This window comes from Sagittula salina (genome assembly GCF_017813235.1).
GTDB classification, from domain to species: Bacteria; Pseudomonadota; Alphaproteobacteria; order Rhodobacterales; family Rhodobacteraceae; genus Sagittula; species Sagittula salina.
Genome location: NZ_JAGISH010000002.1, coordinates 59,546 through 81,914 on the forward strand (window position 1 = coordinate 59,546; position 22,369 = coordinate 81,914).

The 22,369-nt window shown below is 66.0% G+C and carries 23 protein-coding genes and 1 other RNA gene; 13 read left to right on the forward strand and 11 right to left on the reverse strand.

Translation table 11 applies throughout. The features are described from left to right. Nucleotides 1–9: 9 nt before the first annotated feature. The 5 genes from J5474_RS04245 to thrS form a co-directional block, all read right to left on the reverse strand. Nucleotides 10–558 carry a DoxX family membrane protein gene (locus J5474_RS04245; protein ID WP_209359571.1) on the reverse strand — a complete coding sequence of 183 codons (549 nt, stop codon included), beginning with the start codon at nucleotides 556–558 and terminating at the stop codon, nucleotides 10–12. Further along, nucleotides 555–1,358: an HvfC/BufC N-terminal domain-containing protein gene (locus J5474_RS04250; protein ID WP_209359572.1), complete on the reverse strand. Its 804-nt coding sequence runs from the start codon at nucleotides 1,356–1,358 to the stop codon at nucleotides 555–557. Before J5474_RS04250 ends, J5474_RS04245 begins: the two co-directional genes overlap by 4 nt. Continuing rightward, complete coding sequence (gene bufB, locus J5474_RS04255; RefSeq protein ID WP_209359573.1) at nucleotides 1,355–2,245, reverse strand: MNIO family bufferin maturase; 891 nt, start codon at nucleotides 2,243–2,245, stop codon at nucleotides 1,355–1,357. Before bufB ends, J5474_RS04250 begins: the two co-directional genes overlap by 4 nt. 68 nt (nucleotides 2,246–2,313) lie before the next feature. Next, nucleotides 2,314–2,616, reverse strand: coding sequence for a BufA1 family periplasmic bufferin-type metallophore (locus J5474_RS04260; protein WP_209359574.1), 303 nt, complete (start codon nucleotides 2,614–2,616; stop codon nucleotides 2,314–2,316). Nucleotides 2,617–3,010: 394 nt separating this feature from the next. Further along, a complete protein-coding gene (thrS, locus tag J5474_RS04265; protein WP_209359575.1) occupies nucleotides 3,011–4,954 on the reverse strand; it encodes a threonine--tRNA ligase in 1,944 nt (647 codons plus the stop codon). A gap of 118 nt (nucleotides 4,955–5,072) precedes the next feature. Here thrS and J5474_RS04270 point away from each other — a divergent pair, with 118 nt between their 5' ends. The 11 genes from J5474_RS04270 (at nucleotide 5,073) to J5474_RS04320 (ending at nucleotide 15,007) form a co-directional block, all read left to right on the forward strand. Beyond that, on the forward strand, nucleotides 5,073–6,332 hold the full coding sequence (locus J5474_RS04270; RefSeq protein ID WP_209359576.1) for an MFS transporter: 1,260 nt from the start codon (nucleotides 5,073–5,075) through the stop codon (nucleotides 6,330–6,332). Nucleotides 6,333–6,376: 44 nt separating this feature from the next. Further along, nucleotides 6,377–7,048 carry a DNA-3-methyladenine glycosylase I gene (locus J5474_RS04275; protein WP_209359577.1) on the forward strand — a complete coding sequence of 224 codons (672 nt, stop codon included), beginning with the start codon at nucleotides 6,377–6,379 and terminating at the stop codon, nucleotides 7,046–7,048. Between the two features lie 228 nt (nucleotides 7,049–7,276). Continuing rightward, complete coding sequence (locus tag J5474_RS04280; RefSeq protein ID WP_209359578.1) at nucleotides 7,277–8,713, forward strand: lysozyme family protein; 1,437 nt, start codon at nucleotides 7,277–7,279, stop codon at nucleotides 8,711–8,713. Nucleotides 8,714–8,984: 271 nt separating this feature from the next. After that, complete coding sequence (locus J5474_RS04285) at nucleotides 8,985–9,725, forward strand: alpha/beta hydrolase (RefSeq protein ID WP_209359579.1); 741 nt, start codon at nucleotides 8,985–8,987, stop codon at nucleotides 9,723–9,725. Then, the gene (locus tag J5474_RS04290) at nucleotides 9,722–10,633 is read left to right on the forward strand and encodes an alpha/beta hydrolase (RefSeq protein ID WP_209359580.1); all 912 of its coding nucleotides are present in this window, start codon (nucleotides 9,722–9,724) and stop codon (nucleotides 10,631–10,633) included. The genes J5474_RS04285 and J5474_RS04290 overlap by 4 nt, the downstream gene beginning before the upstream one ends. A 28-nt stretch (nucleotides 10,634–10,661) precedes the next feature. Continuing rightward, nucleotides 10,662–11,090 carry a VOC family protein gene (locus J5474_RS04295; protein WP_209359581.1) on the forward strand — a complete coding sequence of 143 codons (429 nt, stop codon included), beginning with the start codon at nucleotides 10,662–10,664 and terminating at the stop codon, nucleotides 11,088–11,090. Between the two features lie 373 nt (nucleotides 11,091–11,463). Then, on the forward strand, nucleotides 11,464–12,426 hold the full coding sequence (locus J5474_RS04300; protein ID WP_209359582.1) for an ester cyclase: 963 nt from the start codon (nucleotides 11,464–11,466) through the stop codon (nucleotides 12,424–12,426). Nucleotides 12,427–12,795: 369 nt separating this feature from the next. Further along, the gene (locus J5474_RS04305) at nucleotides 12,796–13,506 is read left to right on the forward strand and encodes an alpha/beta fold hydrolase (protein ID WP_209359583.1); all 711 of its coding nucleotides are present in this window, start codon (nucleotides 12,796–12,798) and stop codon (nucleotides 13,504–13,506) included. A 134-nt stretch (nucleotides 13,507–13,640) separates the two neighbouring features. Beyond that, nucleotides 13,641–14,071: RNase P RNA component class A (gene rnpB / locus J5474_RS04310), an RNA gene on the forward strand. Between the two features lie 129 nt (nucleotides 14,072–14,200). Continuing rightward, nucleotides 14,201–14,368: a 50S ribosomal protein L33 gene (gene rpmG, locus J5474_RS04315; protein WP_007799108.1), complete on the forward strand. Its 168-nt coding sequence runs from the start codon at nucleotides 14,201–14,203 to the stop codon at nucleotides 14,366–14,368. Between the two features lie 285 nt (nucleotides 14,369–14,653). Further along, nucleotides 14,654–15,007 carry a hypothetical protein gene (locus J5474_RS04320; protein ID WP_209359584.1) on the forward strand — a complete coding sequence of 118 codons (354 nt, stop codon included), beginning with the start codon at nucleotides 14,654–14,656 and terminating at the stop codon, nucleotides 15,005–15,007. Nucleotides 15,008–15,454: 447 nt separating this feature from the next. On the opposite strand, the gene J5474_RS04325 is transcribed toward J5474_RS04320, so the two are convergent. Then, nucleotides 15,455–16,234: a Bax inhibitor-1/YccA family protein gene (locus J5474_RS04325; protein ID WP_209359585.1), complete on the reverse strand. Its 780-nt coding sequence runs from the start codon at nucleotides 16,232–16,234 to the stop codon at nucleotides 15,455–15,457. Nucleotides 16,235–16,358: 124 nt separating this feature from the next. Beyond that, nucleotides 16,359–16,601, reverse strand: a complete 243-nt coding sequence (locus J5474_RS04330; protein ID WP_342454006.1) for a DUF1127 domain-containing protein — start codon at nucleotides 16,599–16,601, stop codon at nucleotides 16,359–16,361. Between the two features lie 162 nt (nucleotides 16,602–16,763). Here J5474_RS04330 and J5474_RS04335 point away from each other — a divergent pair, with 162 nt between their 5' ends. After that, complete coding sequence (locus J5474_RS04335; protein WP_209359586.1) at nucleotides 16,764–17,657, forward strand: LysR family transcriptional regulator; 894 nt, start codon at nucleotides 16,764–16,766, stop codon at nucleotides 17,655–17,657. A 7-nt stretch (nucleotides 17,658–17,664) separates the two neighbouring features. On the opposite strand, the gene J5474_RS04340 is transcribed toward J5474_RS04335, so the two are convergent. Both J5474_RS04340 and J5474_RS04345 read right to left on the reverse strand, forming a co-directional pair. Further along, nucleotides 17,665–18,069, reverse strand: a complete 405-nt coding sequence (locus J5474_RS04340) for a hypothetical protein (protein ID WP_209359587.1) — start codon at nucleotides 18,067–18,069, stop codon at nucleotides 17,665–17,667. Nucleotides 18,070–18,123: 54 nt separating this feature from the next. Further along, the gene (locus tag J5474_RS04345; protein ID WP_209359588.1) at nucleotides 18,124–19,149 is read right to left on the reverse strand and encodes an alkane 1-monooxygenase; all 1,026 of its coding nucleotides are present in this window, start codon (nucleotides 19,147–19,149) and stop codon (nucleotides 18,124–18,126) included. A gap of 234 nt (nucleotides 19,150–19,383) precedes the next feature. On the opposite strand from J5474_RS04345, the gene J5474_RS04350 reads away from it, so the two are divergent. Further along, entirely contained in the window at nucleotides 19,384–21,069 is a 1,686-nt protein-coding gene (locus tag J5474_RS04350) for an NAD(P)H-dependent oxidoreductase subunit E (protein ID WP_209359589.1), read from the forward strand. Nucleotides 21,070–21,106: 37 nt separating this feature from the next. On the opposite strand, the gene J5474_RS04355 is transcribed toward J5474_RS04350, so the two are convergent. Further along, nucleotides 21,107–21,352 (reverse strand): hypothetical protein, encoded by a 246-nt coding sequence (locus J5474_RS04355; RefSeq protein ID WP_209359590.1) that lies wholly within the window; start codon nucleotides 21,350–21,352, stop codon nucleotides 21,107–21,109. A gap of 232 nt (nucleotides 21,353–21,584) precedes the next feature. Further along, on the reverse strand, nucleotides 21,585–22,355 hold the full coding sequence (locus J5474_RS04360; protein WP_342454007.1) for a lytic transglycosylase domain-containing protein: 771 nt from the start codon (nucleotides 22,353–22,355) through the stop codon (nucleotides 21,585–21,587). Nucleotides 22,356–22,369: the final 14 nt, after the last annotated feature.

Sequence of the window (22,369 nt, forward strand, 5' to 3'; positions counted from 1 at the left end):
GCCACCTGATCAGGCGGGGTGCAAGCGCGGTGCGATCAGACGGTCGAACGACAGCGCACCCGCCCCGGTGACCACCAGCGTCGCCAGCAGCGCACACCAGAGCAGGCGTTCGTCCAGCAACTGGTAACGGCCGTCGAACAGCGCGCCGGGCATCGCACCGTGGCCGATCACGTCGGTGGCGGTCTGCACAACGACAAAGCCGATCATCCCCAGCGCGGCAAGGCGGGTCATGAGGCCGGCGATGATGAGCAGCGGCAGCAACAGTTCCGCCAGCGTGCCCGCAGCGGCAATGGCGCCGTGCAGCACGGAGAGTTGATCCGGGTCGTAGCCCGCGGCCTCGAACTGGCGGGGGAAAATCTGCGCGTAGACGCCGGATTCCAGCGTCAGCCAATCGCGCAGCCCCGGCTCCGCCCGGTCGAGCAGTTTCGTTGCTGCGCTCTTCCAATAGTAGCCCAGCAAGGTCGCGGCAAAGGTCACGCGCAACATGAGCGGTAGCAGCGGGGCAAGGCGGCCGAGTACGGCAGTGATCTGAGCGGAGAGGGCGGCAAGGCGGTTCATGGCCGGTCTCCTGAGATGGCTACCCCGGTGATGGCGGCGGCGGACAAGAGCAGGGTAAGCAGGGGTTCAAGCTCGAAGCCGCGGTACGCCGCCCCCGCGTCGATGGCACTGCCCAGCGGCTGCCCGCGCATCAGCGCCGCGAGGCAGGCCGCGCCGCCGGGCGAAAGGAGGTCGATGCGGGGGTCCAGCGCGGGCCGGGTGATGAGCAGATCCTCGGCCTCGGGGCGCGGCGGGGGCGTGGAAGGGTTCAGCGCGTGGCGGTGGATCTGCCGCAGCGGCCATGGCGAGCGGAGCAGTCGCAGCGCGGAGGCAAAGGTGAAGCGGACGCGCCCAAGCGCCTCGGGCGGCAGGGACTGCAGGCAACTGGCTTGGATGGGGACGCTATCGGCGGCGCGGTAGCTGAGGCGCAGGCTGTATTCCAGCCGCGCGACATCCGGCAACCAAGGCATATGTGCCAGATCGGGCCGTGTGACGAGGAAAGCGGAAAAGCGCGCGCCATATAGCGGCATACGGGGGTCGGAGGGTGGATGCTCGCGCGCGTAGACCGAGGCGAGGCGGTCGAAATTTTCCGCCCCCAGCAGCGCGTGACAGGCGGGAAAGCCCGCGCTCAGCGCCTGTTTCAGCCCGTGGACCACGTTGTTGCGGTAGACCGCCAAGCGTCGTGGCGCCGCTCTGCCCTGCGCGTCGGTCAAGCCGTCTGGCGCAGGCCCCCCGGGGTCCATGAGCGGCCGGGAGAGAGCAGGGGCGAACGATGAAGTGAACGACGGGGCGGATGTCTTGGACACGAATGGCGGGGTCATGCGAGGATCCTTTCGGCAGTCGAAGTCCGTTCTTCGGCGCGCGCAAGGGCGGCCCCGGCGCGGGCGGCTTCGACGGCGAGGTCGGCCCACGGCGGCACGTCGTTGTCACGCTCGATCAGCAGCGGGCGCGGACCGGCGCTGTCGAGCACGAGGTCGAGCAGTGCCCAGACCGGATCGGCAACCGGGCTGCCGTGATCGTCGATCAGCAGCGGCGCGCCATGGTCATCCGAATCTTTGGCGTGTCCCGCGAGGTGGATCTCGCCCACCTCTGCCAGCGCGAAGCTGGCGATGTAGTCCTGCGCCGAGAAGTCGAGGTTGGTGGCCGAAACAAAGACGTTGTTGACGTCGAGCAACAGGCCACAGCCGGTGCGGTGCGCGATCTCCGAAAGAAACTCGGGCTCGGACCAGGTGCTTTGCTCGAAGGCAAGGTAAGAGGAGGGGTTTTCAAGAAGCATCCGCCGCCCGAGGTGATCCTGCACCTGGTCGATGTGGTCGCAGACGCAGGCCAGCGTCGCGGCGGTGTAGGGCAGGGGGAGGAGGTCGTTGAAATAGGCGCCGTCGTGGGTGGACCAGGCGAGGTGTTCCGAGAAGCTGGCGGGAGCGAGCCAGCCCAGCAGGTCGCTCAGCCGGTCGAGGTGGTCACGATCAAGTGGCGCGGGGCCTCCGATGGACAGGCCGACACCGTGCGCGGAAATCGGGAAGCGTTCGGCCAGTGCGCGCAGCTGCGCCAGAGGGCGACCGCCAAGACCGCCCGGCCCGCCCATGTAGTTCTCGGCGTGGATCTCCAGCCACGCGACGGGTGCGGGGTCATCCAGCAGGGCGGTGAAGTGTTGCGGTTTGTAGCCGACGCCGGGGGCATCGGGCAACGTGCGGGTTGAATGGGGCATGGCGTCCTCCGAAGGGGCCGGGGTAGGCCGGGGTACATCCCCGACCTACGGGAGCGATGCGTTTCGGCTCAGCTCTTCGGCAGGTCGCGTTCGAGCGCCTCGAGGCTGCCCATGCGGGACATGCCGTCCATGCCGGCGGGGAGTTCCATCGTCATGCAGGTGCCCTTGTCCACCAGTGTCCATGCGTTGCCCTGATAGTCCATGGTGGAAGTCCCTGCGCAGGTCGTCCCCGGCCCCGCGGCGCAGCCGTTCTCCCCGGCCAGCGCAACGCCATAGCATTTCTCCTGCTCGGCAGCCTGCGCGCCGGTGGCGGCGGTGAGCGCTGCGGTGAAGGCGCCGAGCAGCGCGGTCGTCTTGATGCGTGCGGTCATGTCTGTGTCTCTCCGATTGGGTGGTGATTGCGTCACCAGTGTTGCCGCCCTTGGGCCGGTCGCCCCGGCGGTGATCCAAGGGTGACGTCAGGGGAGAAACCGGGCCATTCACGGGCGCGTGGCTCACGCGGGCGTCAGCGGGCGTGAATACGGCGCCCCCAAAATGGCGTGCACCGGGGGAGAAGGGGAGAGGAGCGTAACAGATGACATCGGTTCACGCACCTTTCGGCGTGAATTGTTACAGCGCCGCCGGCGAGGGCGGCGTCGGCGGATCTTCGCACACGCAGAATGTCAGCAGTGTTACTGGCGGGTGGTCCCGAATGCAGGAGGTGCCGCCCGATAAGAAAAGGGCGGCCCCGATGGACCGCCCCGTTTCTCCAGTGTAGCCCGCGCATCAGCGCATGTCGGGCGGGGTCGCCTCTGTGCCCAGGTCTGCCAGGATGGCGTCGAGCGTCGCGGTGGAGGTCTGCTTCTCGCCAAGGCGGCGGACGGAGACGGTGCGTTCTTCGACCTCGCGGTGGCCCACGGCGAGGATCACAGGCACCTTGCCAAGGCTGTGCTCGCGGACCTTGTAGTTGATCTTCTCGTTACGGATATCCGCCTCGGCCCGGACGCCCGCCGCCTGCAGCGCCTGAACGACCTCCGCAACGTAGTCGTCCGCCTCCGAGGTGATGGATGCCACGACCACCTGACGCGGCGCCAGCCAGAAGGGCAGCTTGCCGGAGTGCTCTTCGATCAGAATGCCGATGAAGCGCTCGAAGGAACCGAGGCAGGCGCGGTGCAGCATGACGGGGCGGTGCTTTTCACCATCCGCACCGATGTAGCTGGCGTCCAGCCGTTCGGGCAGCACGAAATCCACCTGGAAAGTGCCGCACTGCCAGACCCGGCCGATTGCGTCGGTCAGCGAGAATTCCAGCTTCGGGCCGTAGAAGGCGCCTTCGCCCGGGTTCATCTCCGGTTCGACGCCCGCCGCGCGGGTCGCCGCCAGCAGCGCTCCTTCGGCCTTGTCCCAGACCTCGTCCGACCCTGCGCGGGTTTCGGGGCGGTCACTGAACAGAACTCGGAAATCGGCAAAGCCGAGGTCCTTGTAGACCGCCGAGAGGAAGTCGATGAACTTCTGACACTCCGACGCGATCTGCTCTTCGGTGGCGAAGATATGCGCGTCGTCCTGCGTGAAGCCGCGCACCCGCATGATGCCGTGCAGCGCGCCCGAGGGTTCATAGCGCGCGCAGGACCCGAATTCGGCCATGCGCAGCGGCAGGTCGCGGTAGGATTTCAGTCCGACCTTGAAGATCTCCACGTGGCAGGGGCAGTTCATCGGCTTGAGCGCGTTGACCGCCTTTTCACGGGCGTGTTCCTCGTCCACTTCAACGATGAACATATGCTCCTGATACTTGTCCCAGTGGCCGGACTTTTCCCACAGCTTGCGGTCGACGACCTGGGGCGTATTGACCTCCACATAGCCGCCACGGCGCTGCTGTCGGCGCATGTAGTCCTGCAGCATGGTGTAGATCGTCCAGCCGTTCGGGTGCCAGAAGATCTGGCCGGGCGCCTCGGGCTGGAGGTGGAAGAGGTCCATCTCGCGGCCCAACTTGCGGTGATCGCGTTTCGCCGCTTCCTCGAGGAAGTTGAGGTGCGCCTTCAACTCCTCGCGGTTGCGGAAGCCGATTCCGGTGATGCGCTGCAGATTGCGGGAGGTGTCACCAAACCAATGCGCGCCGGAAACGCCCATCAGCTTGAACGCATCGCCGGGCAGCTGGCCGGTGTGCGACAGGTGCGGGCCGCGGCAGAGGTCCTGCCAGTCGCCGTGCCAGTACATGCGGATCGGCGCGTCGCCGGGGATGCGGTCAACGAGCTCGACCTTGTACGGTTCGCCGGCGTCCTCGTAGAACTTGCGCGCGCGGTCGCGGTCCCAGACCTCCGTGCGCACGACGTCGCGGGCATTGATGATCTCCTTCATCTTCGCCTCGATCTGGCCGAGATCCTCGGGGGTGAACGGTTCCGCCCGGTCGAAGTCGTAGAACCAGCCGTGCTCCGTTACCGGGCCGATGGTGACCTTCACGTCGGGCCAGATCGCCTGCACGGCGCGGGCCATGACGTGGGCAAAGTCGTGGCGGACCAGCTCCAGCGCCGGTTCTGCGTCCTGCATGGTGTTGATTGCGATGGCGGCGTCGGCCTCGATCGGCCACGCCAGATCCCAGTGCTGGCCGTTGACGGTGGCAGAAATCGCCTTCTTGCCAAGCGATTTGGAAATCGCGGCGGCGACTTCGGCGGGCGTCGCGCCCTTGTCGAAGGAACGGCTCGCGCCATCTGGGAAGGTAAGGGAAATCTGGGACATCGGTCCTGTCTCCTCGTCGGTTTGGCGCCCACGGAACGCCCGGTTGCGGGTTATGGTCTGTGCCGCCTTCCATGACGGGGGGGACGGGGGCTGTCAAGCCGAGGGGGAAAAGCGGGGCATGAGCGAGACGAGGGAAGCGGCCTATGGCCGGCTGACCGGGGCGACGGATGCCCCGGAGGTTGAGGCGAAGAACGGTCTGCGTCACATGGTGTCGCTCTCGATGACAAAGGTTGCGGACGGGCTGATCGACCCCAAGCTGGTGCTCAGCTGGCTGGCCGGAAGTCTCGGTGTGCCTGCGGCGGTGGTCTCGGCTTTCGTGCCGATCCGCGAAGCGGGGGCGCTGCTGCCACAGATCCTGCTCGCGGGACGGGTCGAGGCGATGCGCCGCCGCAAATGGGCGTGGGTCGCGGGCGCTGTCGGGCAGGGGCTGGCGGCGGCGGCCATCGCGATCGCCGCGCTGCTGCTGGAAGGGATCGCGGCAGGTGTGGCCATCGCCTGCGCTCTGGCGGTGCTGGCGGTCAGTCGGTCGCTGGCATCGGTCAGTTACAAGGACATCCTCGGCAAGACGGTGGCCAAGACCCGGCGGGGCGCGGTCACTGGGATGGCGGGGTCGGCGGCTTCCTTCGCGGTGCTGGGATTTGCGCTCTTGCTGATCTTCGGGATCGGGCAGGGGCCGGACCAGAAAACGGGACCGGTGGTTCTGGCCATCGCGCTGGCCGCTCTGCTGTGGCTGGCTGCGGCCGCGGTATTTTCGACCGTGGAGGAGAAGCCGTCCCGGCCGGAAGACGAGGGCCCGGTGTGGGACCTCACGCCGCTGCGCGACGACCCGCAATTCAGGCGGTTCATCTTGGCCCGTGGTGCGCTGACCGTGACGGCGCTGGCGCCGCCCTACTTTGTCATGCTGGTGGGCGGGCAGGCAGCGCTCTCCGGTCTCGGTGCGCTGCTTCTGGCCTCTTCGGCGGCGTCCTTCCTGTCGTCCTATGTCTGGGGGCGGCTGTCCGACCGCTCCTCGCGGCTGGTGCTGGCACTGTCGGGATTTGTCGCGTCCGTGTTCATGGCTCTGGCGGTGGCGCTGGAGCGGTTGGGGCTGGCGGCGTCCGTCTGGGTCGTGCCGGTGGTGCTGTTCGGTTTGATGGTCGCGTACCACGGCGTGCGGCAGGGGCGGTCGGTCTACCTGGTGGATATGTCGCCGGCGGACGCCCGCGCCTCCTACGCGGCGCTGGCCAATACGCTGATCGGTGGCCTGCTGCTGGCGGTCGGCGCGCTGGGTGGCGTGTTGGCGACATTGGGGCCGGTGGTGGCTCTGGCGGGTTTTGCAGCGCTGAGTGCTCTGGGCGGTGTGCTGGCTTTGGGGCTTGACGAGGTCGAGGCGGAGTGACCGTTTCCCTGCGGAGATAGGCGCCAGCCCCGGAGGTATCGCCCATGCGCAGTTATGAAGAGATCCTTGACATCGCCGCTGACCGAAAGGGCGGACGGGCCGCCGTTCTCGCGGACGTGCCCCCGGTGAAGCCGCCCGAGGAGATCGCGGCCATTCCCGACGACCGCTGGCTGGCGCTGATGGCGCGGGTGCTGTTTCCGGCGGGCATGTCATGGGCGGTAGTGGACAAGAAGTGGCCCGGCATCGAGGCGGCCTTTCATGGGTTCGACGTGGCGCGGGTGGCGCACATGTCGGATGACTGGTTCGACGCGCTGCTCAAGGACCCGCGCATCATCCGTTCGCCGCCGAAGGTGCGGGCGGTGCAGCAGAACGCCGCCTTCATCATGGAGGTCTCGGCGGAGTACGGCTCCTTTGGCCGGCGGGTGGCGGATTGGCCGGTGGAGGACTTCGCGGGTCTCGCGCTGTGGTTGAAGGACGGCGGCGCGCGTTTGGGCGGTACCGCGGGCCCATACGTGCTGCGGCAGATGGGAGTGGAGGGTTTCATCCCCTCTCCCTCGGTCGTGGCACGGCTGGCGGCGGAGGATGTGGTGGACAAGGCCCCCACCTCCAGAAAGGCCTGGGCCGCGGTGCAGGCGGCTTTCAACACATGGAAGGCGGAGAGCGGCGAGAGCCTGACCACTATCAGCCGCGTGCTCGCGCAAAGCGTGGAGGGGTAAAACCCGAGCCGCGAAAAGAATTCAAATAAGCAAATATTTTTCGCCCAAGACTTGCGCTGCATCAAGTCCGGGGCCTGAACCCGCTGCTAACGTTCTCTCATAGCTTGCCGAGCTAAACCAGGCGCCGACAAAGGGTCGGCGCGCATTGGAGGGAAACGACAGATGTTGAATATCAGTGGAAAGATCAGACTTTTCGGTACGGTCGCCTTGGTCTTGGCAGCTATGCCGATGGCAACGGTCACCTTTGACGTGACGCCGGCCCACGCAGCAGGCAATAGCGGCGGTGGCGGCGGCAGCGACAATGGCGGCGGTGGCGGCAGCGACAACGGCGGCGGTGGCGGTGGCGGCAACGAAGGCGGCTCCGGCTCGTCCGGCGGTTCCGGCAACGCAGGCGGTTCGGACGGTTCCGGGGCCTCGGGCAGTGCCGGTTCCGGTGGCCAGCAAGGCCAGTCCGGCGGCAGGGTGATTTCGCCCGACCTGCCGATCGTGCCGGACCCCGACTCGTCTTCGAGCCGGTCCACGTCTTCCGGCAAGGCCCCGGCGGCGGCGCCGGTCCAGCGCACGGCCCCGGCAAGCTCGGGCACCGCGAACCAGGGCGGTGCAGAGCATGAGGCCGCAGGTTCGCACGGCGGGTCCGATGGCGAGGGCGGTCAGCAGGGTGAATACACCGGTGGACAGATGATCGGCCAGACCGGTGGCGGTACCGGCAAGCCGATGACCGACCTGTTCCTTGAACTGACCGGCGAGGACGACGACTCCGACCGGCCGGAATGGGCTGGTGTGCCCGGTGGCCGGGATGGCGCCGGCGGCGGTCAGCCGGACAATGCCGGCAGCACGAAGGGCGATCTTTTCGGTGACCTCTACGTGATCCTGCGCAACGATCAGGGCGTGCCGATCCTGTCTGAAGCCGGCTACGTGCAGCCGGTCGACGCAGAGGGTAACCTGATCAAGCTCGACGAAGATGGCCACCCGGAGGACGAGGAACTGGCCCAAGAGGTCGAGATCGGTCGCCTGAACGTTGGCCGTGCCCCGACGTCGGTGCTGGATCGCCGGGCTGACGAGGTCATCACCCTGCTGAAGACGGCGACCGAGGTCACGACCGATGCCGCCGGGCGACTGGTGCTGACGGTGGACGACGTGACCAAGACCATCGACTCGCCGCTGGAGAACCTTGCGATCTACGTGTCGCTGATGACCACGGGCACCATTCCGGGCGTCGATGACCTGCCGGGCGATGCCTTCGACTTCATGGTCGATGGTGCGTTGACCGCCGAGGATGTGGCCGGGTCGGTCGCCTTCCTGGCAGCCGCCACGGACAAGACGGGCGATTTCTCGGAGGATCAGGTGGCATACCTGAACGCCTTCGTCGGCATCAACACCGTGTCGGTGGGGTCCGTGACCTACTCGGACATCGACTACAGCGACTTCACCTATGACCGGGTGTCAACCTACGGTGATGTCACCGCCAACGTGCTGGTCCAACAGCCGGACGGATCGTGGCTGCCCGAGACGGTGAACATCTATGAGGTGGTGTTCGGAAGCACGAACGTTTCCGATCAAGGAACGCTGACGGCCTGGACACTGGCGGCGGACGATGCGCTGACCGTGGTGGATTACATCCACGAATACGAGGTCCCGGTGATCTTCCAGTCCGCGAGCAACTAAACTCGTAGAGTAATGTGAAATCGGATGGCCCGGCCGAAAGGTCGGGCCATTCCTGTTTTGCCGGGGCGCACCCTGTCGGGCCTCCCGATCCCCCCGGCGCATTACTGCGGCCTCGACCACCTGCCTCCCGGCAATCCACGCGCTCCGCGACGCCCTCCGCTGCTCCGTCGCGGCATGCCGGGACCGTCTTCCTGTCATGCAGGGGCGGGATGATTTCGACCTTGGCGCTGCGACCCGTTGCGGTAAGGTCACCGAAACACGGGAGGATTTCATGGCAAAGGTAGCATACATCGACGGTCCGCGCGGCGAGCGGCTGGCCTATGCGTACACGCCCGGAGAGGGGCCCTGCGTGGTGTTCCTGTCAGGCTACCGTTCGGATATGGAGGGCACAAAGGCGGTACACCTCGAAGCCTGGGCCGCGGCCCGCGGCCGTGCCTTCCTGCGGCTGGACTACGCGGGCCACGGCCAGTCCGGGGGGGTCTTCGAGGATGGCTGCATCGGGGACTGGGCCTCTGATGCGGAGGTGGTGGTACGGCATGTCTGTGCGGGGCCGGTGGTGCTGGTCGGCTCTTCGATGGGGGGCTGGATCGGTTGCATCCTGTCGCGCCGCCTGAAAACGGTGGCGGGTTTCGTCGGCATCGCGGCGGCGCCGGACTTCACCGAAGACGGGTTCTGGGCGCAGTTCACCCGGGAGCAGCGGCGGCAGGTGATGGAGGAAGGGCAGATCCTCATGCCCTCCGCCTACGAAGACCCCTACGTGGTGACGAAGAAGCTGATCGAGGACGGCCGCAAGCACCTCGTTCTGCGCGCCTCGCTCAGGATGCGCGGACCGGTGCGGTTGTTGCAGGGCACGGAGGACGAGGCAGTGTCGCGCCAGACCGCGCTGGCCATGCTCGACCATATCGAGGGGCCGGATGTGTCCCTGACGTTGGTGCGCGGCGCGGATCACCGGTTTTCGACCCCGGAGTGCCTGGCACTGGTTGAAAAGGCCATTGTCGAGGTCGGCGCGTGACGGCCCCCGCAGCCGCGCAGGCGGTGCCGGAGGGCGGCATCACAAAGTGGCTGGCGGCGGGCGAGGCCCGCCTGCCGGATCTGCGGCCGGGCGTGGAGAAGCGGGTGATCTGGCGCGGTGCGCCGGAGGCGGTGACAGATTGGGCGGTGGTCTATGTCCATGGATTTTCCGCCACGTCGGAGGAACTGCGCCCATTGCCTGACCGCGTGGCAGAGGGGTTGAGCGCGAACCTGCATTTCACCCGCCTCGCGGGGCACGGGCGGGCGCCCGCAGCCATGGCAGAGGTGACGCTGGAGGCATGGCTGCGCGACGTGGCCGAAGCGCTGGAGATCGGGCGCCGGATCGGGCGGCGCGTGCTGGTCATGGGCTGTTCCACCGGCTGCACGCTGGTGACGCTGGCGTTGCATCGCGGACTGGCGGCAGGCGTGGCCGGGGTGGTCATGCTGTCACCCAACTATCGCCTGCGCGATCCGCGCGCGTCCCTCATGACCTGGCCGCTGGCGCGCTGGTGGCTGCCTCTGGTGGCGGGGCGGGAGCATGGCTTTGCTCCCCTGTCGGAGGCGCATGGGCGCTTCTGGACCACGCGCTACCCCTCGCGCGCGCTCTTGCCCATGGCAGAGGGGCTGCGGGCGGCGACCGCTCTGGATCATGGTTCGGTACGGGTGCCTGGGCTTTTCGTATTCGACGAGCGGGACGCGCTGGTGGATCACGATCGGACGCGGCAGGTGGCGGCGGCCTGGGGTGTCCCGTCGGACGTTCAGGTGGTGACCACGGGGCCGGGGGACGACCCCGGACATCACGTCATTGCGGGGGATATCCTGTCGCCCGGATTGACGCGGCCGTTGACCGAAACGATCCTGCGCTGGGCGCGTGGCCTGCCGTCGGAACACGTCAGGAACGGCGCATAGGCTGAGGTCCGGAAACAGGGAGAGCGACATGGAACAGAGAGTTAGCCTGATCACGCTGGGATGCAGGGACATAGCCCGCACGGCGGCCTTCTACGAGGCGCTGGGATGGCGGCGGGAGGAAAGTCAGGAGGGGATCGTTGCCTTCGACCTGATCGGGCAGTCGCTGGGGCTTTATGCACTGGAAGACCTCGCCCGCGACATGGGGGTGCCACTGGAACGTCTGGGCGTCGGCGCCGCGACCTATGCTTATAACGTGGCCGAAAAGGCGCAGGTGGCGGAGGTGCTGGAGGCGGCGCGCTCCGCCGGCGCGGAGGTGCTGCGCGAAGCGCATGACGTTTTCTGGGGTGGGCATATCGCTTATTTCGCGGACCCCGAGGGTCACGTCTGGGAAGTGGCGTGGAACCCGCACTCCCTGCTCGGGCCGGACGGGGCGTTCCGCTGGGCGGGCTATACCTGAGGGTTTCCCGCGCGGCACGCTGTCGTCGGGGATAGCTGAGGGTGGGCCAACCGAACAGCGGTATGGCGCCGTCACGCGACCGTCTCTGGCGGGCTGCCTCCGGACCTCGACATGCGCTCCGTTCCGAATCTTCGATATCGCAGAAGGGGGCTCTGCCCCCTCTTCTCCTGCGGAGAATTCACCCCCGCGGTATTTTTCGAACCAAAGAAGCGGGGGACGGGGGCACCGGGCAGGCGTTGTGGTTCGGGGCGCGTGAGCACGGTGGGGGTGAAACCGCTGCGGTCGCGGTGTGATCATCGAAACGAAGACGGGCGCGGTACACCCTTCATTCACTTTTTGCAGGTCTTGCTGGAGCAGCAAGCGGAGAGGCTGAATGCAGGGATTCGATGCACGATTCAGGGATGTTCAGGATTATATCCTGACCGGCACGCGGGAGATCTGGGATGATCGCGGGTTCAGGGGGGGCATGGCGGACCTGTACCATCCCGCCATCATTCATCGTGACGCGCGCGGCGTGGCGCAGGGCGCGGAGGCGGTGGCCGCGCTTGGCCTGGCGGGACTTCTGGCGGTGCCGGACCGGCGGCTTCTGGGCGAGGACGTGATCTGGTGCGGTTCGGACCGGCGCGGTTTTCTGGCCTCTCACCGGATGGTGGCTCTGGGGCGGCATACGGCGCCGGGTCCCTGGGGCGAACCCACGGGGCGGGCGCTGCGCTACCGGATTGTGGCGGACCGGTTCGCGAAGGCCAACCGGATCAGCGATGAGTGGCAGGTGGTCGATACGGAGGCGATTTTTGGCCAGATCGGCGGCGACGTGAAGACCTGGGCCCGCGCGCGGCTGGACCGGACGGACAGCCCGGAGCCGGTCTTCTGCCCGGAGTTCGATGTGCCCGGCCCCTACACCGGGCGCGGCAATGACGAAACATGGGGCCTTGCCTTCGAACTGGTGCTTGAGCGATTGATGGCGGGGCAGCTTTCGGTGGTGCCGGAGCAATATGACGCCGCCTGTCAGCTGGCCTATCCCGGAGGCCGGGACGTGCATGGCTGGCGGGAGGTGGAGCGGTTCTGGCTGGGTCTGCGGCAGGCCTTTCCGGACGCGGAATTCGCGGTACACCATCGTATCGGTCTCGAAGAGCCGATGCTGCCGCCACGTGCGGCGCTGCGGTGGTCGCTGACCGGGCGGCACGACGGCTGGGGGCTTTTTGGTCGTCCTACGGGCGCGCGCGTGCACGTCATGGGGATCAGCCATGTGGAATTCGGACCGGAAGGCCTGCGGCGGGAATGGACGCTGTTCGACGCGGCGGCGATCTGGATGCAGATCCTCGCGGAGGAGGGGTGACAGTCCCCGGGGTATTCCCGATAGGTGCCAGGTCTCAATTTCTTTGTTTGCGGATGGTTTCGGTTGGCGCTTCAGGTTGCCGCCGAAGGGGGCATACCAGCCTTCCTGGGTGAGCCCTGCGGTCGACCGTGGAGGAACCCTGGTGGGTCCGGCGCAGCCCCCCTTGTCGGTTGCGGATGTCACTGGGGCGTGCACGCCATGGCGCCCGGGGCGAGATCGCCGTGTCAGAGGCGCTGCGACGCAGGCTTTACTTCGGGACGTTTCGGCCCTTTTGTCGGGTAGGGCTCTGGCAGCCTTGCTCAGGAAGAGGAACGGGCGGCGTGGTGTTGGGTGTTTTGGCGGGTCTTCCGGAATGCGGGGCGGTGGGTGATGCGTGAACCGGTCGTCTTTCTCCCGGACATGATGTGCGATGCGCGCCTTTTCGGGCCACAACTGGCCGACCTGTCGCGCGAGCGGGCGGTGATGGCGGCGCCAGTCAGCGGCGGTGAGCGCGCAGAGGAGATCGCGTCGAACCTGCTCGATCTGCTCCCGAAGCGGTTTGCCCTCGCCGGGTGTGGCATGGGCGGAGCCGTAGCAATGGAGATCGCCCGCCGCGCCCCGGACCGTCTGACGCGTCTGTGCCTGATGGATACCTCGCCCTTGCCGGAGACACCGCAGCAGGCGGCGGCGCGCGATCCGCAGATCATCCGGATGAAGTCGGGCAAGTTCGAAGCGGTTATCGACGAGGCGCTCCACCTCGACGGTCTGGTTGCAAGCCCGTGGCGGGGCGAAGTCATGGCGTTGATCCGGGACATGGCGCGGGGGTTGGGGCAGGAAATCTTTGTCCGGCAGATCCGGGCGCTGCAGCGGCGTCGGGACCAGCAGGCAACCCTGCGGCGGCTGGCGATGCCCTGCATGGTCCTTTGCGGCGCGCACAACCTTCGGCTGCCGGTAAAGCGGCATCAATTTCTGGCAGAACTGATCCCCGGCGCGGAACTGCGCGTGATCGAGGACGCTGCGCATTTCGCCCCGTTGGAACAGCCCGAGGCGGTGGCCGAGGCGTTGCGCGACTGGCTCTCCATGCCGCTCGTGCTACGCTGACGGGCCGCTCGTGCTACGCTGACGGCGTGGCCGAAATCCGGGAATCCACGGTTCGGATCAGGCGCGTGCCCGGGTTTGGAAACAGCGCGATGAGGGCTTGTCAGCGGGGAGCCTGGGGCGTAGTGGAAACCTGCGCGGAGGGCCGGACGGCCGCCTGGGGTGCGTGCATCCCGGGAGGAAAGTCCGGACTCGCCAAAGCATCGGTGCCGGGTAACGCCCGGGCAGGGTAACCTGACGGATAGCGCCACAGAAAACAAACCGCCACGCCGCCTTGCGGTTTCGCCCGTGAGGGGACCGGCGCGGTAAGGGCGAAACGGTGGGGTAAGAGCCCACCGGGGGGATGGCAACATCGCCCGCATGGCAAGCCCCACCGGGAGCAATGCCTAATAGGGACCTCGCGTCTGGCTGATCGCCTTCGGGCGATATCGGGACAGGGCGGCTTTGGCCCGAGAGGTTCGGGTTGGCAGCTAGAGCCATCCGGCAACGGATGGCCCAGAGGAATGGTCGTCTGAGGGCGGGGCAACCCGCCCGACAACAGAATCCGGCTTACAGGCCCTCCGCGCAACGAAAACCTGTCACATTGCCCCACAGGGCAGTTGACTCCGCCCCTGAGCACAGTAAAAGGCGGCTTCCAGATCTATTTCACGCGCGGGGCCGCCCCGGCGTTGCAAGGGACAACCCCGGGAGAATTCAAATGGCAAAGCCGACGACCATCAAGATCCGCCTGAACTCGACCGCAGGCACCGGCCACTTCTACGTGACCAAGAAAAACGCACGTACGATGACCGAAAAGATGACTGTGCGGAAGTACGACCCGGTCGTGCGCAAGCACGTCGAGTACAAGGAAGGCAAGATCAAGTGATCTTAGCCTGACGGGCGCCCTACGGGGGGTCGAAGATTTCGAAAGGGCCGTGCGGGAAACTGCGCGGCCCTGTCGTATTGACAGGGTGCTGCGATGTTTTCGCGTTTGCAGCAAGTGGCTTGGCTGGCATGGTCTACGATGGTATTCTATTAACTATCTGAATCTCATACATAACTGCTATGCATTTCTGTCTGTGGTCCGGGCGGTGCGTTTCTGTCATGCTGCAATGCAGAAACTCGAGGGCGCGCCCGTCGCTGCCCGCCATCCGATGATGAGGACCCTGACATGACCATTCGCACGCTTGCCGCACTCTCCGCCCTGCTGATGCCGTTCGCCGCCGCTGCCGAGACGGTGACACTGTCCACCGAGGCCGCCGGTGCCACGCTGCACCACGCCACAGTCGACATGTCCGTGTACTGGACGAAGGGCGAGGGGGAAAAGCTCGATCTCGTGGCCTATTACGCGCCCAAGGCGGCGGGCTCGGATGCCGGTCGCCTGCAGATGGCGCTGGGTAATGACGACTCGGTGACGTTCGGCCTGCCGGGGCAGGTGGGGCAGCTCTATACCTTCGCGCGTGACGGCAACTCTGTCAGCGTCACCACCAGCAGCACGGCAACGGTGCAAGTGGCGATGAACTAAAGCTTCACCGGTTCAGTGCACGATAACAGGGACGCATGGGTGACCATGCGTCCTTTTTGCTTTGACGGGGGCAGTCAGGCCTCGGAGTGTGGGAAACGTGCGCCTTTCGAGGCCTGACCCGTCTCGCGCCTGATGGCCTGCGGCGGGGCATCTTCGCATCTTCGGGACCGGAGCAAAGGAGCGGCGGTCTCCAGCGCCGGCACCAGATCCGGGCGCGGGGCGGGCAGGGGATCGCCGACATGGTGCAAAACGTGATTGAGGGCAGACACACGACACTTCCGGCAATCCGCCCGGCGACCCGGCCCGACCGTGCGGCGGGGCAAGACAGCCAAGGTGGGGCGGAAGCCTCTCCTTGTCGGTTTGTCGATGCTGCGCCCGCGTAGCAGAGTGTCCAACAGAAAAGGGCCGGTCTGACAGACCGGCCCTTCGTCCTGCATGCGAACGGGATTACTCTCGTTCGCCCATGAACATGAGCAGGAACTGGAACATGTTCAGGAAGGAAATGTAGAGGCTGAGTGCGCCGTCGAAGGCGGCCTTGTCCAGCCACTCCTGATCGCCATGGGACGCGTGGGCCACGTAGGTGCTCTTGATCTCCTGCGTGTGAAACGCGGTCAGGCCGGCGAAGATCAGCACGCCGATCGCGGAGATTGCCATCATCATCACGCCGGACTGCAGGAACATGTTGACGATCATCGCCACCAGCAGGCCGATCACGCCCATCACGAGGAAGGTGCCCATTCCGGACAGGTCCTTTTTCGTGGTGTAACCCCAGAGCGACAGACCCGCGAAGGCAATAGCGGTCACGATAAAGGTCTGCGCGATGGAGAAGGGTGTGTAGATCATGAAGACCGTGCCCATCGAAACGCCCATGACGGCGGCGAAGGCGAAGAAGCCCAGTTGCACCGCCGAGGCAGAGCCTCGGCGCATCAGGGCGCCCCATCCGAAGAAGATGAACGCCAGCGGCGCAAGCATCAGCACCCACTTCAGCGGCGATACATAAAGCGTGTAGCCGATTTCGGTCAGGTACCGGTCCGCGCCGATCTGGTATTCGTTCGGCACCGAAGTGACGGCCAGACCGGAGATGGCCCAAGCGGCCAACGCGGTGATCAACATGCCCACGGACATCGTGCCGTAGACCTTGTTCATGTGCGCGCGCAGCCCCACGTCAATCTGGGCCGCACGGGCGCCGGATACGCCCCGGGTCCCGATTGTGTTGTATTCAGCCATCAAAGCCTCCGTTTGGTATGGTTTACCCTCCGGGAGGCTAACCCCGGAGAACTCGTTTTCGATATTGGCAGAGACCGGCCGTCATTCAAGGTAGCGATTGGCGATTTTCAACGAAAAACAAAACTCAATCGGTCCAATGTCCGGGTGCGTCCCACGGCGGGCGTGCGGCTTCGGTTCGGGCGGCCTCGGGCGTAAGGCCGATATCGCGAAGCGCCCGCGTATCGAGGTGCGACAATGCGTGACGCTGACGCATCAGTTCGGGCCAGTGGCCGACGCGCTGCTGGAGGCGGGCGAGCAGGTTTTGGCGGGGCCTTGCGGCTGAGGGCATGGCGGGTGGCATGGCGGGGGCGATGAGCGTTGACGGCACGACGAGTCCTTTCCTGAAGCGCGAGGCGCGCAGTTGCGGGGCCGCGCAGCATCAACTTTTGTTATGAAATCCGCAAAAATATCGGGATGCTTGATATGTACCAGCGGTTTGTGCATTCTGGAAACGAATGTTCCTTACCATAGCCATCAAGGGTCGTGATGAATGCGCAATCTCGATATCACCGTTCTGAGATCCTTCGTCGCTGTGGCGCAGGCGGGGGGCGTCACGCGGGCGGCGGGTTTTCTGAACCTGACGCAATCCGCCGTCTCCATGCAGTTGAAACGGTTGGAGGAAATGTTGGGCCTGCAACTGCTCGACCGTTCCGGGCGCGGCGTGACGCTGACTCCGGCGGGGGCGCAGCTTTTGGGATATGCCCAGAAAATGGTGGAACTGAACGACGAGATCTATGCCCGGCTGACCGCCAAGGAATGGGAAGGCGAAATCGTCCTTGGTGTGCCGCACGACATCGTTTACCCCGTCATTCCCCAGGTCCTTCAGCGCATGGGGCGGTCGCACCCGCGCGTGAAGGTACAGCTGATCTCCTCCTTCACCAAGGCGTTGAAGACGCAGTTCGCGCGCGGCGAGGTGGACGTGATCCTGACCACCGAGGGCGGCGTCGACGCCGACGGAGAGACCCTGCGCCAGTTGCCTTTGCGCTGGGTCGGTGCTCCGGGCGGGCAAGCACGCAAGACGCGGCCCCTGCGCGTGGCCTTCAGCCGATCCTGCAGTTTCCGGGAACACGGGCTGAGCGCGCTCGACCGGACCGATATCCCCTGGGACCTGGCGGTGGATTCCGACAGCGACATGACAGTGGACGCCACCATCAGCGCCGATCTGGCAATCACGGCGCGGCTCTTTGGTCAGGCGCCGGCCTTTGTCGAATACATCGAGGACGAGGCGCTGCCCGACCTCGGGTCCCAATTCATCAATCTCTACGCGGGGAACGGAAAGGCCGGCCTGACTCAGGTGCTGTGCGAGTACATCCGTCAGAGTATGGCGGCACCGCGCGGCGAGTGGCCCGCGCGCGCGGGCCATCCGATGGAGGTGGTCTCCTGAGCCGCGTTCAGACGCCAACCTCCGGCCCGTAGCACATCATCGGATCGTTGTTCTGCCGTGCTTCGTACAGCACCGTCGCCCGAGGATCGTTGCGGAAAACGGCGCGCAGCTTCGAACCTTCATTGAAGAAGGTCCAGCACTGCGGGTCTTCCGGCGCATCCTCGTAGACAAAGCAGATCTCCGAGCCATCCGCTTCGTACCAGTAGCCTTCCTTGCAGCGGCCATCGAGGAAGGACCAGCGCACGCGTCGGTCGGGGAGGTATTCCTCCACCCCGTAGGACTGCTGGCCGGAGCCGTAATAAAGGGTCTTGCCATCGACGTATGATTCGAAGGCATTGGCGGAAAGCGGCTCTGCCGCCGACGCGGGCAGGGCTGCACAAAGCGCGAAAGCGAATGCGAGCACGGGTTTCATGCCACATTTCTGCCAGATTTCGGGTCCTTGGCCTAGCCTGGTGTTAAAGATTGGTTAAGCGCGTCGGCGGAGGGCGGCCGGATCGGGCAACCAGGCGCGGGCGCGCCGGTCCATGACGCGTCGCCAGAGCGGGGGCACCAAGGCGATCACCGCCATGACCGGCAATGACTGCGGCAGGATAGGCATGGCGTCGCGGTCGATCTCGAGCCCCGGGTAGGGGCGGGCCGGATGCGCGTGATGATCGGAATGGCGCGGCGCATTCAACATGAGGGCGGAGGAAAACCCCTGCGGTGCGTTCCAGCTATGCTGCGGGCCGACGGGCTCGAACTTGCCCGGGGAAATTTCGCTGCGCTGAAGACCGTAATGCTGCACGTAGTCCGATAGCAGCAACTGCAATTGCGCATAGGCCGACAGCGCGATCAGCGCCAGAACCCCCGCCGTGCCGCCGATACCCCACGCGAGCGCCAGCGAGGTCAGCGCCCCGATCCCGTAGGCTGTGTAGGGCGTGGGTCCGCGCGGGCGCAGGCGACGCTCCGCCCGGTAGCCTTCGACCAGCCCACCGCGCCAGGCCCGTAATGCGAAGCGCCAGAACCCCATGCCCAGCGGGGCGGAGTTCGGGTCGCGCGGTGTCGCGGCATGGACATGATGCACGCGTGGATGCGCCGAGGCGTGAAAACCGAACAGCACGGAGGAATAGACCGCCACGCCCAACCGGCGCAGTCCGCGCGGGGCGCGGTGGATCAGCTCGTGCGCGTTCGAATTGCTTACCTGCCCGAGAAAGAGCGCCAGCGCGAAGAACAGCATCCCCTTCTGTCCCAGAGGCTGCGGACTTTCTGTCAGCATGCAGATCCCGCCGAAAAGCAGGGGGAAATGCGCGAGACCGAGGAAGGCAGCGAGGCCATCGCCTGCCGGAAACTCCGCCTCCGGCACGTCGGGGGCAGCAAGCGCGGCCATCTTGTCCATGAAATACGTGAAGAGGGTGATATACGCCAAGGCCAAAGCGGCAAAGGGGGCGCCCCGCAGGATCGCCAGCGCCAGCAGCACCACCATGCCGAGAGTCGCCAGTGTGAACCGTACCATTCGCCCCCCCCATGCGCCGCCGGTATCATATGGCTTTGCAGGACCCGATACCACTGCCCGATACCATTGCCCGATACCATTGGATGTCTTACGTCTATCGGAACTTTCCGTCACCCATCAGGCAAAACGCGGGGCATTTATGGGCGCGCCCTCGCCGCAAGGTGTCGTTTTTCATCTGCGTGTGGGCGCGGAGCGCGGCTATTGTCCTCGCAGGACGAAGATGGAGGTGTGGTCATGGCACTGGATGAACGCAAGGGTGTCTGGAAAAATGCCCGCGGCAAGGGGCGCACCACGCCGAAGGGGCGCCAGGTCGATGACACCGCGCTGGCCGAGGTGCAAGCGCTGCTGGGCGAGACAGAGCGCCGCCGCGATCTGCTGATCGAGTTCCTCCACCTCATCCAGGATGCTTATGGCCACCTCTCGGCGGCACACCTGCGCGCTCTGGCCGAAGAAATGCGCCTGTCCATGGCCGAGGTCTACGAGGTCGCCACCTTCTACGCACATTTTGACGTGGTGAAGGAAGGCGAGACGCCGCCGCCCTCGCTGACCATCCGGGTCTGCGATTCCCTGTCCTGCGAACTGGCTGGCGCCGAACAATTGCGCGCCGCGCTTGAGGACGGCATGGACCCGGCACAGGTGCGCGTTTTGCGCGCGCCATGCATGGGGCGTTGTGACAGCGCTCCAGTGCTTGAACTCGGCCACAACCACATCGGCCACGCCACGGTGGAAAAGGTCAAGAGCGCCATCGCCGCAGGCGACACCCACGCGCGCATGCCTGTGTACGAAACCCTCGCCGCCTATCGTGCAAAGGGTGGCTATGAGACGCTGACCGCGCTGCGCGACGGCGGCGACTGGGAGGCGGTGCAGGAAACGATCCTCGCCTCCGGTCTGCGGGGGCTGGGCGGCGCGGGCTTCCCCTCCGGGCGCAAATGGGGCTTCGTGCGGGCCAATCCGGGACCGCGCTACCTTGCCGTGAACGGTGACGAGGGTGAACCGGGGACCTTCAAGGATCGCGTGTACCTCGAGCGGCATCCGCATGTTTTCCTTGAGGGAATGCTGATCGCCGCCTGGGCGGTGGAGGCCGGGCGCGCCTTTGTCTACATGCGCGACGAATACCCCGGCATCCTCGCCATGCTGCGCCGCGAGATCGCCGCGCTGGAGGCGGCTCGGATCGTGCCGGAGGGCTACATCGATTTGCGCCGCGGTGCCGGCGCCTACATCTGCGGCGAAGAAAGCGCGATGATCGAGTCGATCGAGGGCAAGCGTGGTATCCCGCGCCACCGCCCGCCCTACGTGGCGCAAGTGGGGATCTTCGACCGACCGACACTCGTTCATAACGTTGAAACGCTCTATTGGGTGGCAAAGGTTTGCCGCGAAGGGCCGGAGATCCTCTCCGGGATCGAGAAGAACGGCCGCAAGGGCCTGCGCTCCTACTCCGTCTCGGGTCGGGTGAGGCAGCCGGGCGTGCACCTGCTGCCCGCCGGGTCCACCATCCGCGACGTGATCGAGGCAGCGGGCGGGATGCTCGACGGTCACACCCTCAAGGCCTACCAGCCGGGCGGCCCGTCCTCCGGCCTGCTGCCCGCGACGATGGACGACGTGCCGCTCGATTTCGACACGTTGCAACCGCACGGCAGTTTCATCGGATCGGCGGCGGTGGTTGTGCTGTCGCACCAGGACAGCGCGCGGGAGGCGGCGATGAACATGCTGCGATTCTTCGAGGACGAATCCTGCGGGCAATGCACCCCGTGTCGGGTGGGCTGCGAAAAGGCGGTAAAGCTGATGAGCGCGGATCACTGGGACACGGGCCTGCTGGAGGAACTGTCGCAGGCGATGGTCGACGCCTCCATCTGCGGATTGGGGCAGGCGGCGCCCAACCCCATCCGCATGGTTATGAAACACTTCCCCGACGAAATCTGACGCAAGGCGGGCGGGGGAATTCCCCGCCCGCGGCTATTCAGTTGTCTTCGTTCTGCTGAGCCCAGAGCACGCAATTGTCGTAGGTGTCTGGCCCGTACTTGATGATGCCGTAACCCTTTTCGACAAGGATGTTCTGTCCGCCGCCCCGGACCTGGTCACAGGCAATAAGGGCGTTGTTGGCATCGACCCTGCCGTTCTTGCTGCCGACGTAGCAGCGTTGCTGGGCATCCGCGGCCCCGGCCGCCAACCCCAAGGCCATGGCCGCGATCAGGAACTGTCTCATTTTGCTCTCCTCTTCCTTGGCACGCTTGGGTTTTCGCATGGCGCAAGGGATGCGGCCTTGATCAGGCGCAATCGACTAAATTTTTTCGGCGCGGGGCTCAATCGGTGCGATAGACGGCACAGATGCAACCGCGCGCCTTGAGCGACCGGCACAGCGACCAGGCCGCGTCGCGGCTGGGCCGCCCGAGGCGCGCCATATAGTAGCCCCTCTTCGGGCTGGCGCGGCTGTTGGATCATATGAGGAAGGGTTCGTTTTTCCCGATCTGACCCCGGCAGGCGCGCGTGACTTTCCGGAACTTCGCCAGCGCCGCCTTTTTCGTCACGCCAAAGGCGACCTGCACGCCCCAAGGCGGCAGTGGCTGGTGCACGGGGGCTACGGGCGGGTAAGGCGTCAGCCGACGGTGCCGCGCCAGCGCGTGACAGGCTGGAAGGAATGGCTCCGTTTTCGACAGGCGGTAGTCGTGTTCCTCGGGCGGGGCGTCGCGCCATGTCTCTGCGGGCAGGCCGATTATGATCGTTACGTAGTCGATGGTTTCCCGCGCCAGCCCGCCGGTCTCGGTGATCAACCCCTCGGCGCGCCGCTCGCCGCCGTTGTATCCCACCGCCGCCAGCCCGTGGTTGCCATATCGGTTCGTCATCTCGCCAAGGTACTGCGCAGAGAACTCCAGCGCGGCGGCAGGGTTGTAGGGATCGTCAAGACCGCGCAGCGCCGCCGTCGACGCGATGAACTGCGCGATACCCATGGCCTGCGCCGGGCTGAGGGCGTGCGGGTCAAAGCGGCTTTCCTGCCAGATCAGCCGGGCAAAGAAACCGGGGTCGAGCGCGTTCTCCCGTGCGAAGGCCCCGATCGCCTGACAGGTGTCATGGGCGAAATGCGAGGGCCGGATGCACTGCACGGCGCCATGCGTTCCGGTGGAGCACAGTGTGCCGGGTTCGTCCGGGCTGGCAGCCCGCACCGGCCCCGAAACACACAATACCGTCAGGATCAGCCACCACACCCGCATGGCGCCACTAAGGT